This window comes from Pseudomonas sp. CFBP 8770 (assembly GCF_014841705.1).
In the GTDB taxonomy this organism is placed as follows: Bacteria; Pseudomonadota; Gammaproteobacteria; order Pseudomonadales; family Pseudomonadaceae; genus Aquipseudomonas.
In genome coordinates this window covers 89,503-105,589 of the sequence record NZ_JACYUL010000009.1, presented here as the reverse complement: position 1 = coordinate 105,589, position 16,087 = coordinate 89,503, and the positions used below count along the sequence as shown (strand labels likewise).

Genomic DNA, 16,087 nt, shown 5'->3' with positions numbered 1-16,087 from the left:
GCGGGCAGAGGCCTCTGCCGCCCGCCCCGCTCCCACAATGGACGAAGGTGGGAGCGGGCTCTGCCCGCGAAGGGCGCGCCGCGATCTCGGACCTTACAACCCGTAGCTCATCAACCGGTCATAGCGGCGGCCGAGCAAGGTCTCGGTGTCGAAACCCTTGAGCATGTCCAGCTGGCTGGTCAGTTCGGCGCGAATCAGGGCCGAGGCAGCGGCCGGATCGCGATGTGCGCCACCCAGCGGCTCATCGATCACCTTGTCGACGATGCCCAGGTGATTCAGGCGCTCAGCGGTAATACCCATGGCTTCTGCGGCGTCCGGCGCCTTTTCGGCCGTCTTCCACAGAATCGACGCGCAACCTTCGGGCGAAATCACCGCATAGGTCGAATACTGCAACATGTTCAGCTGGTCGCAGACGCCGATGGCCAGCGCACCACCGGAGCCCCCTTCGCCAATGACCGTGGCGATGATCGGCGTCTTCAGCCGCGCCATCACCCGCAGGTTCCAGGCAATCGCTTCGCTCTGGTTGCGCTCTTCGGCATCGATACCCGGATAGGCGCCCGGCGTGTCGATGAAGGTGAGGATCGGCATCTTGAAGCGCTCGGCCATTTCCATCAGGCGGCAGGCCTTGCGATAGCCTTCAGGGCGCGGCATGCCGAAGTTGCGACGGACTTTCTCGCGCACTTCACGGCCTTTCTGGTGGCCAATGATCATCACCGGCTGGTCGTCGAGGCGGGCGACACCACCGACGATGGCAGCGTCGTCGGAGAAATGCCGATCACCGTGCAGCTCATCGAATTCGCTGAAGATGTGCTGGATGTAGTCCAGGGTGTACGGGCGGCGCGGGTGACGCGCCAGCCGGGCAATCTGCCAGCTGGTCAGGTTGCCGAAGATGCTTTCGGTCAGCGTGCGGCTTTTGTCTTGCAGGCGAGAGATCTCGTCGCCGATGTTCAACGAATTGTCGTTGCCTACCAGGCGCAGCTCTTCGATCTTGGCTTGCAGGTCCGCGATCGGCTGTTCGAAATCAAGAAAATTCGGGTTCATAGGCATCCGTCTTGGGTCGACGGCCAAGCGGCCGGCCGGTTGATCCGTTTGGCGCCATACCTTAAAGGAAACGGCGCGTTCAGGTCGAGTTTATTAATTGTGGTCGAACCCGCCCCGCAGGGCCAGTTCAACGATATTGCAGAAAGACGTTCTCGCGGCCGAACTGGTCACGCAGCGCTTGAATCAAGCTGTCGGCAGGGTCGATGCGCCAGCCTTCGCCGAACTGCAGCGTCGCCTTGGCATTGCTGCTGGTGTACTCCATGGTGATCGGACAGGCGCCACGGTGCTGGCGGCACAATTCGCCAAGCCAGCTCAGCCGGTCACCCCCCAGCCCATCGGCGTGCACCTTGAGGCGCAGGCTTTCGGCCAGGTTGGTGCGCGCATCCTCCATGCTCATCACGCGCTTGACGCGCAGGCGCAGCCCCCCGGAAAAATCGTCGTTGCTGACCTCCCCTTCCACCACCACCATGGCATCGGTCTGCAGCAGCGACTGAGCGGACATGAAGGCGTCGGCGAACAGCGACGCCTCGATACGTGCCGAACGGTCATCGAGGGTGATGAAGCCCATCTTGTCGCCCTTCTTGTTCTTCATCACCCGCAGGGCGATGACCATGCCGGCCACCGTCTGGGTCTCGCGCGAAGGCTTGAGGTCGATGATGCGCTGGCGTGCGAAGCGGCGGATCTCGCCTTCGTATTCGTCGATCGGGTGCCCGGTCAGGTACAGCCCCAAAGTTTCCTTCTCGCCGCGCAGCCGCTCCTTGAGCGTGAGTTCCTTGGCCTTGCGGTGGCTGGCATAGACATCGGCATCGGCTTCGACGAACACCCCGCCAAACAGGTCGTCGTGGCCGCTGTCGTGGGTGCGTGCAGTCTGTTCCGCTGCTTTGATCGCCCCTTCCATGGCTGACAGCAAAACGGCGCGGTTGCGGTCGATATTGGCCTGGTAGGCCTTGGTTTCATCGTGGAAGTGCGGGCCCAGCCGGTCGATCGCACCGCTGCGGATCAGGCCGTCGAGGGTGCGCTTGTTGATGCGCTTGAGGTCGACGCGCTCGCAGAAGTCGAACAGGTCCTTGAACGGACCGGCCTGGCGCGCCTCGATGATCGCTTCCACCGGGCCTTCGCCGACACCCTTGATCGCGCCCAGCCCATAGACGATGCGACCGTCGTCGTTGACCGTGAACTTGAACTCGGAATTGTTCACGTCCGGCGCGTCCAGGCGCAGCTTCATGGTGCGCACTTCTTCGATCAGGGTCACGACCTTGTCGGTGTTGTGCATGTCCGCCGAGAGTACCGCAGCCATGAACGGCGCCGGGTAGTGGGTCTTGAGCCAGGCGGTCTGGTAAGACACCAGGCCATAGGCGGCAGAGTGGGACTTGTTGAAACCGTAGCCGGCGAATTTTTCCACCAGGTCGAAAATGTTGCCGGCCAGGTCCGGGTCGATATTGTTGTTTGCGCAGCCGTCAATGAAGCCACCGCGCTGCTTGGCCATCTCCTCGGGTTTCTTCTTGCCCATGGCGCGGCGCAGCATGTCGGCGCCACCCAGGGTGTAGCCGGCCATCACCTGGGCGATCTGCATCACCTGCTCCTGATACAGGATGATGCCGTAGGTCGGCGCCAGCACCGGCTTCAAGCCTTCGTACTGGTAGTCCGAGTGCGGATAGGCCAGCTCGGCGCGGCCGTGCTTGCGGTTGATGAAGTCGTCCACCATGCCCGACTGCAGCGGGCCCGGTCGAAACAGGGCCACCAGGGCGATCAGGTCTTCCAGGCAGTCGGGCTTGAGCTTCTTGATCAGCTCCTTCATGCCACGCGACTCGAGCTGGAACACCGCCGTGGTCTCGGCCTTCTGCAGCAACTGGTAGGTCGGTTTGTCGTCGAGCGGAATGAACGCGATGTCCAGCGGCGCTTCGTCGACCTTGGCACGGTCGCGGTTGATGGTCTTCAACGCCCAGTCGATGATGGTCAGGGTGCGCAGGCCGAGGAAGTCGAACTTGACCAGGCCGGCGGCTTCCACGTCATCTTTGTCGAACTGAGTCACCAGGCCGTCGCCGGCCTCGTCGCAGTAGATCGGCGCGAAGTCGGTCAGCTTGGTCGGCGCGATTACCACACCACCGGCGTGCTTGCCGACGTTACGCACCACGCCCTCGAGCTTGCGCGCCATGTCCCAGATTTCCGCGGCCTCTTCATCGACCTTGATGAAGTCGCGGAGAATTTCTTCCTGTTCGTAGGCTTTTTCCAGGGTCATGCCGACTTCGAACGGAATCATCTTGGACAGCCGGTCCGCCAGGCCATAGGACTTGCCCTGCACCCGCGCCACGTCGCGCACCACCGCCTTGGCCGCCATGGAACCGAAGGTGATGATCTGGCTCACGGCATTGCGGCCATACTTGTCGGCCACGTAGTCGATGACCCGGTCGCGGCCATCCATGCAGAAGTCGACGTCGAAGTCGGGCATGGAGACCCGCTCGGGGTTGAGAAAGCGCTCGAACAGCAAGTCGTATTCCAGCGGATCGAGGTCGGTGATCTTCTGTACATAGGCCACCAGCGAGCCTGCGCCCGAACCTCGCCCCGGACCGACCGGCACGCCGTTGCTCTTGGCCCACTGGATGAAGTCCATCACGATCAGGAAGTAGCCGGGAAAGCCCATCTGGATGATGATGTCGAGCTCGAAATTCAGCCGGTCGACATAGACCTGGCGGCGCGCCTCGTAATCCTCGGTGGTGTCCCTGGGCAGCAGCACGGCGAGGCGTTCTTCCAGGCCGTCGAACGAGACCTTGCGGAAGTACTCGTCAATGGTCATGCCATCGGGAATCGGATAGTCGGGCAGGAAGTGCTTGCCCAGCTTGACGTCGATGTTGCAACGCCTGGCGATCTCGACAGTGTTTTCCAGCGCCTCGGGCAAGTCGCTGAACAGCTCGGCCATTTCCTCGGCGCTCTTGAGGTACTGCTGGTCGCTGTAGTTCTTGTTGCGGCGCGGGTCGTCCAGCGCCCGCCCTTCACCGATGCACACGCGGGTTTCGTGGGCTTCGAAGTCTTCCTGCTTGATGAAGCGCACGTCGTTGGTGGCGACCAGCGGCGCCCCCAGACGGTCGGCCAATGCTACGGCCGCGTGCAGGTACTCCTCGTCGTTGGTGCGATTGGTCCGCTGCACCTCGACGTAGAAGCGCTCGGGGAAAATCGCCATCCATTCGCGCAACAGGTTGTCGGCATCGCCCGGGTAACCACCCAGCAGCGCCATGCCGATCTCGCCCTCCTTGCCCGCCGACAGGCAGATCACCCCATCACTAGCTTCGGCCACCCACTGCCGTTCGACGATCACCTGGCCGTTGCGCTGGCCCTCGATGAAGCCACGGGAAATCAGTTCGGTGATGTTGCGATAGCCCACTGCGTTCATTGCCAGCAGGCTGATGCGGCTCAACTGGCCATCGGGGTCGCGGTTGGCCAGCCACAGGTCGGCGCCGCAGATGGGCTTGATGCCGGCGCCCATGGCGGCCTTGTAGAACTTCACCAGCGAACACATGTTGTTCTGGTCGGTCACCGCCACCGCCGGCATGTTCATGCCGGCCAGCGCCTTGACCAGCGGCTTGATCCGCACCAGGCCGTCGACCAGCGAGTATTCGGTGTGCAGGCGAAGATGAACGAAGGAAACCGACATGTTGATCCTATGGGTTGCGGTAGAACGACAAGGCCCGGATTGTACCGGGCCTTGATCAAAACATCAGCCTGCTAGACCCAGGCGGGCGCTTGATCACTGCTTTCACGCGCCTGCCATGCGGCGCGGACCGGTGCGAACGAACGCCGGTGAATGGGCGTCGGCCCCAGTCGGGCCAAGGCTTCCAGGTGCACTGGCGTGGGGTAGCCCTTGTGCCCGCCCATGCCGTAGCCAGGGTAGATCAATTCGAACGCGGACATTTCCCGATCGCGACTGACCTTGGCCAGGATCGAAGCAGCGGCAATCGCCGGGACCTTGGCATCGCCCTGGATCACCGGCGCGCTGGGCACGTCCAGCTGCGGGCAGCGATTGCCGTCGATCAAGGCAAGCCTTGGTGTGATGCTCAAACCCTGTACCGCGCGCTGCATGGCCAGCATGGTTGCGTGAAGAATGTTCAGGCGGTCGATCTCTTCGACTTCGGCGCGAGCGATGCACCAGGCCAGGGCTTTCTCGCAGATCTCTTCGTAAAGCAGTTCACGACGCGCTTCGGTAAGCTTTTTCGAATCGTTGAGCCCGAGGATCGGCCGCCGCGGATCGAGAATCACCGCTGCGGTCACCACCGCGCCGCACAGCGGCCCGCGGCCGACTTCGTCGACACCGGCAACCAGTTCCTCTACCAGATCGAAATCCAGGCCCATCTGCAGTTGCCTGCTCGTCTGTGGAGGCTTAGCCATCGTTCCTGCCTATCAGTTGCAACACGGCCTCGGCCGCCTGGTTGGACGCATCACGGCGCAGCGTGCGGTGAATCGCATCGAAGCCGCTGGTCTGTTCTTCGCCGCTCGCCAGCAGGGGCAGCAGCCGATCAACCAGGGCCTTAGGCGTGGCGTCATCCTGCAGCAGCTCGGGGACCAGCATGCGCTGGGCCAGCAGGTTGGGCAACGACACGTAGGGGCTCTTGACCATGCGCTTGAGGATCCAGTATGTCAGTGGCGCCAGCCGGTAGGCGACCACCATCGGGCGCTTGTACAACAGGGCTTCGAGGGTGGCCGTGCCGGATGCGATCAGTACCGCATCACAGGCGGCCAGCGCGGTGTGCGAGTCGCCGTCGAGCAAGGTCACCGGCAGTTTGCGCCCCACGAGCATCTGCTCCAGCTGCGCGCGGCGCTGCGGGTTGGCGCAGGGAATCACGAAGCGCGTGTGCGGTTGCGACTGCAACAGCAACTGGGCGCTGTCGAGGAACAACCCGCCCAGGCGACCGACTTCGCCGCCGCGACTGCCCGGCATCAGTGCCACGACCGGAAAATCACCCGTCAGACCCAGCTGTGCGCGGGCCTGGCCACGATCGGCCTGCAGCGCAATGGTGTCGGCCAAGGGATGGCCGACGAAACGGACCGGTACGCCCTGCTCTTCGTAGAACCTGGCTTCGAAGGGCAGCAGCGTGAGCATCAGGTCGCAGCCATGGCGAATCTTCAGCACGCGCTTCTGCCGCCACGCCCACACCGAAGGGCTGACGTAGTGCACGGTCTTGATGCCAGCCTGGCGCAGCTTAAGCTCGATGTTGAGCGTGAAGTCGGGAGCGTCGATGCCAATGAACACGTCCGGCTTGCACGCGATCAGCTCGGCAATCAGCTGCTTGCGCCGTGCCAGCAGTTCGCGCAGACGACCCAGCACCTCGACCAGGCCCATGACCGACAGGCGCTCCATGGGGAAGCGGCTGACCAGCCCTTCGGCTTCCATCAGAGGACCACCGACGCCGATGAACTGAACGTGCGGGTGGCGCGCCTTGAGCGCACGCATCAGCCCCGAACCCAGAATATCGCCGCTGGCTTCGCCTGCCACCAATGCCACGGTCAGCGCTACGGGGTGTGACATCAGCGGGTAATGCCGCGGGTCGAAGACTGGATCGACTTGAGGAAAACGTCGACTTCGGGGTGCAGACGTGCAGGCTCGGCCAGATCGAGCAATGCCTGCTCCACGGTCAAGCCTCGGCGATAGACCGTCTTGTAGGCACGGCGCAGAGCATGGATGGCGTCATCGCTGAAGCCACGACGGCGCATGCCTTCGAAATTCATGCTGCGGGCTTCGGCCGGGTTGCCGAACACCGTGACATAGGCCGGGACGTCCTTGCCGATGGCCGTGCCCATGCCCGAAAAGCTGTGGGCACCGATATGGCAGTACTGGTGAACCAGGGTGAAACCGGAAAGGATCGCCCAGTCATGCACATGCACGTGGCCGGCCAGTGCCGTGTTGTTGACCAGGATGCAGTGGTTGCCGATCACGCTGTCGTGCCCGATGTGGGCGTACGCCATGATCAGGTTGTGATCGCCCAGCGTGGTTTCGGCGCGGTCCTGCACGGTGCCACGGTGAATGGTCACGCCTTCGCGGATGACGTTGTGGTCACCGATGACCAGGCGCGTTTCTTCGCCCTTGTACTTGAGGTCCGGCGTGTCTTCCCCGATGGAGGAAAACTGGTAGATGCGATTGTGCCTGCCGATGCGGGTCGGCCCCTTGAGGATGACATGGGGACCGATCACGGTGCCCTCGCCGATTTCCACGCCCGCACCAACGATCGACCAAGGGCCGACTTCGACGCCATCTGCCAGAACGGCGGACGGGTCGATGATGGCGCGAGGGTCAATCAAACTCATAGCTTGCGTTCCGCACAGATGATCTCGGCCGAGCAGACCGGCTTGCCGTCGACCGAAGCCTTGCAGTCGAACTTCCAGATCTGTCGCTTGCAGCTGATGAACTTGGCTTCCAGGATCAGTTGGTCACCGGGCAGCACGGGCTGACGGAAACGCAGTTTGTCCGAACCCACGAAGTAGTAGAGCGTACCGTCGGCCGGTTTGACGTCGAGCATCTTGAAACCAAGAATGCCGGCAGCCTGGGCCATGGCCTCGATGATCAACACGCCCGGCATGATCGGGTGCGCAGGGAAGTGACCATTGAAGAACGGCTCGTTGATGCTGACATTCTTGTAGGCGCGAATGCTCTGGCTTTCGACGTCCAGCTCCACTACGCGATCCACCAGCAGGAAGGGATAGCGGTGCGGCAGGTATTCGCGAATCTCGTTGATGTCCATCATTTCGGGGGGAAGCCTGTAGTAAAGATAGGGAGCGCGCGGCTGACGCGCGACACTCCTATTGCAAATCAAGGGGCAGTCTAGCGGCTGGGCACACTTGATATGGAAAGGGTATCAGCCATCAGATGACGCTTTACCGCCTTGGGTCACTGCCTCGACACGCTTTTCCACCTGCTTGAGGCGGCGCGCCATGTCGTCCAACTGCCGCAGTCGCGCGGCGCTCTTGCGCCACTCGGCCGCTGGCTGCATCGCCGTACCCGACGAATAGGCACCGGGTTCGGTGATCGAATGGGTCACCATGGTCATGCCGGTGATGAATACCCCATCGCAAATCTCGATGTGCCCGACCAGGCCTACACCGCCTGCGAGCATGCAATTCTTGCCGATCTTGCTGCTTCCCGAGATGCCGACACAGGCGGCCATGGCGGTGTTGTCGCCAATCTGCACGTTGTGGGCAATCTGGATCTGGTTGTCGAGCTTCACGCCATTGCCGATCAGGGTATCGGCCAACGCGCCGCGGTCCACGGCGGTGTTCACGCCAATCTCGCAGTCGTCACCGATGCTGACCCCGCCGATCTGGGCGATCTTCTGCCAGACGCCCTTCTCGTTGGCGAAGCCAAAGCCCTCGCCACCCAGCACCGCACCGGACTGTATGACCACGCGCTTGCCGATGCGCACGTCGTGATAGAGGGTCACGCGCGGCGCCAACCAGCCACCTTCACCGATCTCGCATCGCGCACCGATGAAGCAATGCGCGCCGACGGTCACCCCGGCAGCGATCCGGGCACCGCTTTCGATCACGGCGAACGGCCCGACACTGGCGGCAGCATCGACCTGAGCGTCGGCTGCAATGACAGCCGTGGGATGAACACCGGCACTGGCGCGAGGCTTGGGATCGAACAGGTGGGAAATGCGCGCATAGGCGAGGTAGGGATCGGGAACGATCAATGCATCGCCCTGAAAACCTTCGGCATCGGCCGCCTTGAGCAGTACGGCGCCGGCATGGCTGTCGGGGAGGAACTTGCGGTACTGCGGGTTGGCCAGAAAGCTCAGCTGAGCTGGGCCGGCCTCCTGCAAGGTGGCCAGCCCAGTGATGATCTTCTCCGGGTCGCCACTGACCGTGGCCCCCAGGAACTCGGCCAACTGGCCGAGCTTCATGGTCGCTGTCATATCAGCGCGACTGATTCATGCGCTCGATGACCTGGCGCGTGATGTCGAACTGAGGCTTGACATCAATCACCGCACCGCGCTCCAGAACCAGGTCGAAGGCGCCCTTCTTGATGACTTCTTCAACGGCGCCGTCGAGCTTGGGCTTGAGCTGCTTGAGCATTTCGCGGTCGGCAACGGCCTTGGCTTCGTTCAGTTCCTTGGACTGGAACTGGAAGTCACGCGCTTTCTGCTTGAATTCGAGCTCCAGACGTTCGCGCTCGGGCTGGGCCATCTTGTCGCCACCGGCGACCAGGCGGTCCTGAATGCTTTTGGCGCTGCTTTCCAGGGTTTTCAGCTTGCTCAGTTGCGGGCCGAATTTCTTCTCGGCATCGACCGCGTATTTCTTCGCGGCGTCGGACTCGAGCAAGGCCATCTGATAGTTCAGAACGGCGATTTTCATGTCGGCGAAGGCCGGAGCAGCACCCAACGAGGCGGCGAGCGTCGCTGCCAGAACAACCATTTGAGTCAACTTGCGCACGATAAACTCCTACAAAATCCGTTGTTGTTGCCAAGGAACAGACCTTAGAAGGTCTGGCCCAGAGAGAATTGGAAGACTTGGGTTTCGGCATTGTCAGGCTTCTTGACCGGCATCGCCAGGCTGAAGCTCAACGGGCCCAGGGCGGTGATCCAGGTCACGCCCAAGCCTGCGGAAACGGCCATGTTGGCGATGTCGATGTCGTTGCAACGCACGGTTTCACCTGTCGACGTCTTGCTGTCATTGCAGTTGGTGTCGAACACGTTACCCACGTCGACGAACAGCGAGGTGCGCAGCGAGCGCTGATCCTTGACGAACGGCAGCGGGAAGAGGACTTCGGCACCACCGGTGATCTGTACGTTACCACCGAACGCCAATGGGTCCTGATCTGGATCTTCAAGCGTACCGCGATCCCTGTTGAACTGACTCGGGGTACTGCGCGGACCCAACGTGCTGTCCTTGAAACCACGGACCGAGTTGAAACCACCGGCATAGTAGTTCTCGTAGAACGGCAGGCCGTCGGTGGAACCGTAGCCATCGCCGTAGCCCAGTTCGGTGTGGAAGCGCATGGTGTAGTTTTCGGTGATCGGCACGAACGCCTGGTTGCGATAATCGATCTTGAAGAACGACAGGTCGCTGCCAGGAATGGTCACTTCACCGGTCAAGCTTTGCGAAGCACCGCGGGTTGGCAGTACGCCCTTGTTCAAGGTAGACGACGACCAGCCGGCCGATGCCTTGAAGTTGAGGAACTTGTCGCCTTCCTTCTCGGTGAAATCGAAGATCTCTTCGACGGTGTAGTTGCCCGTCTTGATTTCGTCCTGCTGAACGCTCAGGCCGAAGGTCAGGCGCGAGGTTTCGCTGATCGGGTAGCCGAAGTTCATGCCGGCGCCGAGGCTGTCCACGGCGTAGCTGGCCACGTCGACGTCGAGGTCGTCGTAGTCGGTGGTGCGGTAGAACGCGTTGTAGCCCAGGCTGACGCCGTCCGGCGTGTAGTACGGATCGGTGTAGCTGAAGTTGTAACGGCTCTGGTATTCGCTGCGGGTCAGGCCGATGGACACACGGTTACCGGTACCCAGGAAGTTGTTCTGGCTGATCGAACCACCGAGGATCAGGCCGGCGCTCTGGGCGAAGCCGACGCTGGCGGTGATGGAACCGGAGGCTTGCTCTTCCACGGCGTAGTTGACGTCGACCTGGTCGTCGGTACCCGGCACGGCCGGCGTCTCGACGTTCACTTCCTTGAAGAAACCAAGGCGCTCGAGGCGGGTCTTGGATTGGTCGATCAGGTAGGTCGACGCCCAGCCGCCTTCCATCTGGCGCATTTCGCGACGCAGCACTTCGTCTTCCGACTTGGTGTTGCCGCGGAAGTTGATGCGGTTGACGTAGGCACGCTTGCCCGGATCGACGACGAAGGTAATGTCGACGGTGTGGTCATCGTCATGCGGCTGAGGCACGCCGTTGACGTTGGCAAAGGTGTAGCCGTCGTTACCGAGGCGGCGGGTGATCAGCTCGGACGTGGAGGTCATGACCTTGCGCGAGAAAACCTGGCCCTTCTTCACCAGCATCAGCTGCTGGACCTGATCTTCGGGAACCTTGAGGTCGCCGCTGAGCTTGACGTCGCGAACGGTGTATTTTTCACCTTCGTTGACGTTGACGGTGATGTAGACGTGCTTCTTGTCCGGGGTGATCGACACCTGGGTGGAAGCGATGTCCATGTTGATGTAGCCACGGTCCAGGTAGTAGGAACGCAGACGCTCCAGGTCACCGGACAGCTTTTCACGTGCGTACTTGTCATCGTTGCGGAAGAACGACAGCCAGTTGGACGTCTTGAGTTCGAACAGGTCGGTCAGGTCTTCTTCGGGGAAGACCGAGTTGCCCACCACGTTGATGTGCTGGATGGCCGCGACCGTGCCTTCGTTGATATTGATCTTCAGGGCCACACGGTTGCGTGGCTGAGTGACCACTTCGGTATCGACCGAGGCCGAGTAGCGACCCTGGGCGACGTACTGGCGCTGCAGCTCGTTGCGCACGCCTTCGAGGGTGGCGCGCTGGAAGATCTCGCCTTCGGCCAGACCGGACTGCTTGAGGCCCTTCATCAGGTCTTCGGTGGAGATGGCCTTGTTGCCTTCGATGTCGATACTGGCCACCGAGGGTCGTTCGACCACGGTGATCACCAGGACGTTACCGTCCCGGCCCAGCTGGATATCCTGGAAGAACCCGGTTTTAAAGAGTGCACGGGTCGATTCCACCAGGCGACCGTCGTCGGCCTGGTCACCTACGTTCAACGGCAACGCGCCAAACACGCTGCCGGCGGAAACCCGCTGCAGCCCGTTGACGCGGATATCGGAGATGGTGAAGGACGCGGCGTGAACTTCAGCGATCATCAGTACGGCAAGAACCGCAGTTAGCAGCAGACGTTTCATGAAGTCCTTTCTTATTCCAACTGGCAATAAACAAACTGCCGCAGAAGCGGCAGGTTCGCAAACGAGCGAAGCGTTACAGTCGACCCAGATCGTTTATCAGGGCAAGCAGCATGACCCCAACCACCAGACTGATGCCGATCTGGATTCCCCAACCCTGTACCCGATCGGAGACTGGGCGACCACGCACCCACTCGATCAGGTAGAACAACAGATGCCCCCCATCCAGTACTGGAATGGGCAGCAAATTGAGAACTCCGAGGCTTATGCTCAGGTAGGCGAGGAAATTCAGGAAATCCCCAAAACCCGACTGGGCCGAAGCGCCCGCCACTTTAGCAATGGTTATCGGTCCACTCAAGTTTTTTACCGAGAGCTCGCCGAACAGCATTTTCTTCAGGGAATCAAGGGTCAGCACGCTCATGGTCCAGGTACGCCTGGCGCCCTCGACCACGGCATCGAGCGGTCCGTAGCTGACTTCGCGCAGCATCTGCGGTGGCCACTCGACCGGTTTGACCCCAGCGCCGAGGTACCCGGCGGCCTTGCCTTCACCCTTGGAAACCAGGTTGACCGGGACATCCAGAGGAGCGTTGTCACGCTCCACGCGCAACACGATCCGGCTGTCCGGACGTTCGCGGACCAGGTCCACGACCTGCTGCCAATCGCCCAGGGGCTGGCCGTCCAGCGCCAGCAGGCGGTCTCCGGTACGCAGTCCGGCGGCCTGCGCCGGGCCGTTGGGATCCAGCTCGGCAAGTATCGGCGCCAGCGCCGGACGCCACGGACGGATGCCCAGCGAGCGGATCGGGTCGGGTTCGTCGGAGCCCTGCAGCCACTGGTTCAAGGCCAGCGAACGAGTGGCCTCATTGCTGGAGCCGGGTTCGCGCACGGTCAACTGCAAGGCACCGGTTTCGCCCAGGCGCCTTACCATTTGCAGGTTGACCGCCGCCCAGCCGGAGGTGCTTTCGCCATCCACCGCGACGATTTCCTCACCGGCCATCAGACCGGCGGTTGCCGCGATGCTGCCCGGCTCGACCGAGCCGACCACCGGCTTGAGCTGCTGAGTGCCGAGCATCGCCAGCAGCCAGAAGAACACCAGGGCGAGCAGAAAGTTGGCCGCAGGGCCGGCAGCGACGATGGCTATGCGCTGACGCACGCTCTTGCGATTGAACGACTGCTCGACCTGATCGGCCGGTACGTCACCCTCGCGCTCGTCGAGCATCTTGACGTAGCCACCCAGCGGAATCGCCGCGACGACGAACTCCGTGCCCTGGCGGTCATGCCAGCGCAACAGCGGCGTGCCGAAGCCCACCGAAAAACGCAGCACTTTGACGCCACAACGCCGTGCGACCCAGAAATGGCCGAACTCGTGAAAGGTAACCAGCACACCCAATGCCACCAGGGTGCCGATAATCATGTAGAGCGCACTCATAACTCTCTCCGAACTACGGCCATGCAGGGGTCAGCCCCCGTGCTGGTTCAACCATTGCTGGGCCAGATCCCGCGCGCGAGCGTCCGCGGCGAAGACCGTGTCGAGCGTATCCAGTGCGACCACCGGTTCCCGATTGAGGACGTCCTCGATCATACGCGGGATCTGCGGGTAGCGTATGCGACGCTCGAGGAACGCCGCCACCGCGATTTCGTTCGCCGCGTTGAGCATGGCCGGGGCACTGTCGCCCGCCTCCGCTGCCTGCCGAGCCAGGCGCAGGCAAGGAAAGCGCTGTTCATCGGGTGCTTCGAAATCAAGCCGCGCGATGGCGAACAGGTCCAGGGGTGCCACCCCCGAATCGACACGTTGCGGCCAGGCCATGGCATGGGCAATCGGCGTGCGCATATCGGGGTTGCCCAACTGCGCCAGCACCGAGCCGTCGACATAGTCGACCAGGGAATGGATCACGCTCTGCGGGTGCACGACCACTTCGATCTGCGCGGGTCGCGCGTCGAACAGCCAGCACGCCTCGATCAGCTCCAGGCCCTTGTTCATCATGCTGGCCGAGTCGACGGAAATCTTGCGTCCCATCGACCAGTTGGGATGAGCGCACGCCTGCTCCGGCGTGACCTGTTCCAATTCTTCCAGCGGCGTCTGTCGAAACGGACCACCCGACGCAGTCAGCAGTATCCGCCGCACGCCGACATTACCCAGGCCACGCTCGAAATCACCGGGCATGCACTGGAAAATCGCGTTGTGTTCGCTGTCGATCGGCAGCACCACGGCACCGCTGTCGCGCACGGCCTGCATGAACAGCGCGCCCGACATGACCAGTGCTTCCTTGTTGGCCAACAGCACTTTCTTGCCAGCATGAACCGCGGCCAAGGTCGGGCGCAGCCCGGCTGCACCGACGATGGCCGCCATCACGGCATCCACTTCCGGTGCCGCAGCCACCTGGCAAAGCCCTTCTTCACCTGCCAGCACTTCGGTGCGCGAGCCGGCCTGGCGCAATGCCTGCTGCAAGGCGCTGGCACGCTCCTGACTGGGCACCACGGCAAACACCGGGCGATGCACAAGGCACAGTGCCAACAGCTCGTCCATGCGCGAGAAGCCGCTCAGGGCGAATGCGCTGTAACGGTCCGGATGTCGGGCGATCACGTCGAGCGTGCTCAGGCCGATGGAGCCGGTCGCGCCCAGCACGGTAATGCGCTGCACGCCGCTCACATCACGCCCCAGCCGGCAGCCCACAGCAGCACGGCGAACACCGGTACCGCCGCGGTCAGACTGTCGATGCGATCGAGCACACCGCCATGGCCGGGCAGCAGGTTGCTGCTGTCCTTGATGCCGGAGCGACGCTTGAACATGCTTTCGGTGAGATCACCGACGACGGAGATGGCCACCACGATCGCCGCGCCGATCAGGCCCGCGAGCATCTGGCCGATTCCCCAGTCGCGCACCAGGCCGATGACCAGAGTGATCAGCAGGCTGGTCACCAGCCCGCCATAGAAACCTTCCCAGCTCTTGCCGGGGCTGACCTGGGGCGCCAGCTTGCGCTTGCCCAGGGCCTTGCCGGTGAAATAGGCGCCGATGTCGGCACCCCACACCAGCACCATGACGGTCATGATCAGCCAGTTACCCAGCGGCCAGCCCTTGAGCAGCACCAGCCCTTGCCAGGCCGGCAGCAGGATCAGCAGGCCGATGAGCAGCTTGCAGGCAAGGCTGGCCCAATGTTCGCTGGTGCGCGGGTAGGTCAGCACCAGGAACGTGGCCAGGCACCACCACAGCACCGCCGCGCCGAGCACGAACGGCGCCAGGCCCGGCGTCAGGTAGAGGAAGAACAACAGACCCGCTACCACAGCGGCGAAGGCAATGCGCGCCGACTGTTTTTCGAACCCGGCCAGCCGCGCCCACTCCCACGCGCCCAAGGTAACCACCAGGCCGATGAACAGGGCGAACCCTGCGCCTTCGAGCAGGAAGAAGCCGCACAGGGCAATCGGCAGGAGGATCAGCGCAGTGATGATGCGTTGTTTAAGCATTAAGCACGGGCTCCGGCTTCGACCTGCTCGCTCGTTTTACCGAACCTGCGCTGGCGCGAAGCGAAATCGGCCAGCGCCGTGCGCATGGCCTCGTGTTTGAAATCCGGCCAGAACAGGTCGGAAAAATACAGCTCGGCATAGGCCAGTTGCCACAGCAGGAAGTTGCTGATGCGATGCTCGCCGCCGGTTCGGATGCACAGATCCGGCAAAGGCAGGTCACCTGTGGCCAGACAGGTCTGCAGCAGGTCGGGGGTGATCTCCTCCGGCTTGAGATGGCCGGCCTGGACTTCCCGGGCAAGACGCTGCGCCGCCTGGGCAATGTCCCACTGGCCGCCGTAGTTGGCGGCAATCTGCAGGACAAAGCGGTCGTTGCCGGCCGTGGCGGCTTCGGCCTCGCGCATGGCGGCCTGCAGATCGGGGTGGAACCGCGAACGGTCGCCGATGATCCGCAGGCTGATGCGGTTGTCGTTCAGCCGTCGCGCCTCGCGGCGCAGTGCACTGAAGAACAGCTCCATCAACGCGCCGACCTCGTCGGCCGGGCGCTGCCAGTTCTCGCTGGAAAAGGCGAACAAGGTCAGTACCTCGACCTTGGCCTCGGCACACACCTCGATGACCGCGCGCACAGCATCCACACCGGCCTTGTGCCCAGCGACACCGGGCAGCAAACGTTTCTTGGCCCAGCGATTGTTGCCATCCATGATGATCGCAACATGCCGCGGTACCGTGGAAGGTACAGCCAACTTGGTCTTTTCCATGAG

13 protein-coding genes are annotated in these 16,087 nt (G+C 62.5%); all 13 read right to left on the bottom strand.

What is annotated here, in order from left to right:
- Nucleotides 1-93: 93 nt before the first annotated feature.
- A complete protein-coding gene (locus tag IFT98_RS19200; RefSeq protein WP_185794267.1) occupies nucleotides 94-1,041 on the bottom strand; it encodes an acetyl-CoA carboxylase carboxyltransferase subunit alpha in 948 nt (315 codons plus the stop codon).
- Nucleotides 1,042-1,168: 127 nt separating this feature from the next.
- Nucleotides 1,169-4,690, bottom strand: coding sequence for a DNA polymerase III subunit alpha (gene dnaE / locus IFT98_RS19195; RefSeq protein ID WP_192051135.1), 3,522 nt, complete (start codon nucleotides 4,688-4,690; stop codon nucleotides 1,169-1,171).
- Nucleotides 4,691-4,761: 71 nt separating this feature from the next.
- The gene (rnhB, locus tag IFT98_RS19190; RefSeq protein ID WP_163007437.1) at nucleotides 4,762-5,391 is read right to left on the bottom strand and encodes a ribonuclease HII; all 630 of its coding nucleotides are present in this window, start codon (nucleotides 5,389-5,391) and stop codon (nucleotides 4,762-4,764) included.
- A 22-nt stretch (nucleotides 5,392-5,413) separates the two neighbouring features.
- Entirely contained in the window at nucleotides 5,414-6,559 is a 1,146-nt protein-coding gene (gene lpxB, locus IFT98_RS19185) for a lipid-A-disaccharide synthase (protein WP_192051133.1), read from the bottom strand.
- The gene (gene lpxA, locus IFT98_RS19180; protein ID WP_122714035.1) at nucleotides 6,559-7,335 is read right to left on the bottom strand and encodes an acyl-ACP--UDP-N-acetylglucosamine O-acyltransferase; all 777 of its coding nucleotides are present in this window, start codon (nucleotides 7,333-7,335) and stop codon (nucleotides 6,559-6,561) included. The genes lpxB and lpxA overlap by 1 nt, the downstream gene beginning before the upstream one ends.
- Nucleotides 7,332-7,772 carry a 3-hydroxyacyl-ACP dehydratase FabZ gene (gene fabZ, locus IFT98_RS19175; protein WP_043185101.1) on the bottom strand — a complete coding sequence of 147 codons (441 nt, stop codon included), beginning with the start codon at nucleotides 7,770-7,772 and terminating at the stop codon, nucleotides 7,332-7,334. Before fabZ ends, lpxA begins: the two co-directional genes overlap by 4 nt.
- Nucleotides 7,773-7,883: 111 nt before the next feature.
- Complete coding sequence (gene lpxD, locus IFT98_RS19170; protein WP_122795107.1) at nucleotides 7,884-8,939, bottom strand: UDP-3-O-(3-hydroxymyristoyl)glucosamine N-acyltransferase; 1,056 nt, start codon at nucleotides 8,937-8,939, stop codon at nucleotides 7,884-7,886.
- 1 nt (nucleotide 8,940) lies between these two features.
- Nucleotides 8,941-9,456 carry an OmpH family outer membrane protein gene (locus tag IFT98_RS19165; RefSeq protein WP_043185097.1) on the bottom strand — a complete coding sequence of 172 codons (516 nt, stop codon included), beginning with the start codon at nucleotides 9,454-9,456 and terminating at the stop codon, nucleotides 8,941-8,943.
- 44 nt (nucleotides 9,457-9,500) lie between these two features.
- Nucleotides 9,501-11,873: an outer membrane protein assembly factor BamA gene (bamA, locus tag IFT98_RS19160; RefSeq protein ID WP_192051131.1), complete on the bottom strand. Its 2,373-nt coding sequence runs from the start codon at nucleotides 11,871-11,873 to the stop codon at nucleotides 9,501-9,503.
- 73 nt (nucleotides 11,874-11,946) lie between these two features.
- A complete protein-coding gene (rseP, locus tag IFT98_RS19155; protein ID WP_122795109.1) occupies nucleotides 11,947-13,296 on the bottom strand; it encodes a sigma E protease regulator RseP in 1,350 nt (449 codons plus the stop codon).
- A 30-nt stretch (nucleotides 13,297-13,326) separates the two neighbouring features.
- Nucleotides 13,327-14,517: a 1-deoxy-D-xylulose-5-phosphate reductoisomerase gene (gene ispC, locus IFT98_RS19150; protein ID WP_192051129.1), complete on the bottom strand. Its 1,191-nt coding sequence runs from the start codon at nucleotides 14,515-14,517 to the stop codon at nucleotides 13,327-13,329.
- Nucleotides 14,514-15,329, bottom strand: coding sequence for a phosphatidate cytidylyltransferase (locus IFT98_RS19145; RefSeq protein WP_192051128.1), 816 nt, complete (start codon nucleotides 15,327-15,329; stop codon nucleotides 14,514-14,516). The genes ispC and IFT98_RS19145 overlap by 4 nt, the downstream gene beginning before the upstream one ends.
- Nucleotides 15,329-16,084 carry a polyprenyl diphosphate synthase gene (gene uppS / locus IFT98_RS19140; protein WP_122476571.1) on the bottom strand — a complete coding sequence of 252 codons (756 nt, stop codon included), beginning with the start codon at nucleotides 16,082-16,084 and terminating at the stop codon, nucleotides 15,329-15,331. The genes IFT98_RS19145 and uppS overlap by 1 nt, the downstream gene beginning before the upstream one ends.
- Nucleotides 16,085-16,087: the final 3 nt, after the last annotated feature.

Coding starts and splice junctions, on each gene's coding strand:
- lpxB (WP_192051133.1), bottom strand. CDS start 6,559: ATGTCACACCCCGTAGCGCTGACCGTGGCATTGGTGGCAGGCGAAGCC.
- lpxA (WP_122714035.1), bottom strand. CDS start 7,335: ATGAGTTTGATTGACCCTCGCGCCATCATCGACCCGTCCGCCGTTCTG.
- bamA (WP_192051131.1), bottom strand. CDS start 11,873: ATGAAACGTCTGCTGCTAACTGCGGTTCTTGCCGTACTGATGATCGCT.
- fabZ (WP_043185101.1), bottom strand. CDS start 7,772: ATGATGGACATCAACGAGATTCGCGAATACCTGCCGCACCGCTATCCC.
- rseP (WP_122795109.1), bottom strand. CDS start 13,296: ATGAGTGCGCTCTACATGATTATCGGCACCCTGGTGGCATTGGGTGTG.
- lpxD (WP_122795107.1), bottom strand. CDS start 8,939: ATGACAGCGACCATGAAGCTCGGCCAGTTGGCCGAGTTCCTGGGGGCC.
- uppS (WP_122476571.1), bottom strand. CDS start 16,084: ATGGAAAAGACCAAGTTGGCTGTACCTTCCACGGTACCGCGGCATGTT.
- IFT98_RS19200 (WP_185794267.1), bottom strand. CDS start 1,041: ATGAACCCGAATTTTCTTGATTTCGAACAGCCGATCGCGGACCTGCAA.
- IFT98_RS19145 (WP_192051128.1), bottom strand. CDS start 15,329: ATGCTTAAACAACGCATCATCACTGCGCTGATCCTCCTGCCGATTGCC.
- dnaE (WP_192051135.1), bottom strand. CDS start 4,690: ATGTCGGTTTCCTTCGTTCATCTTCGCCTGCACACCGAATACTCGCTG.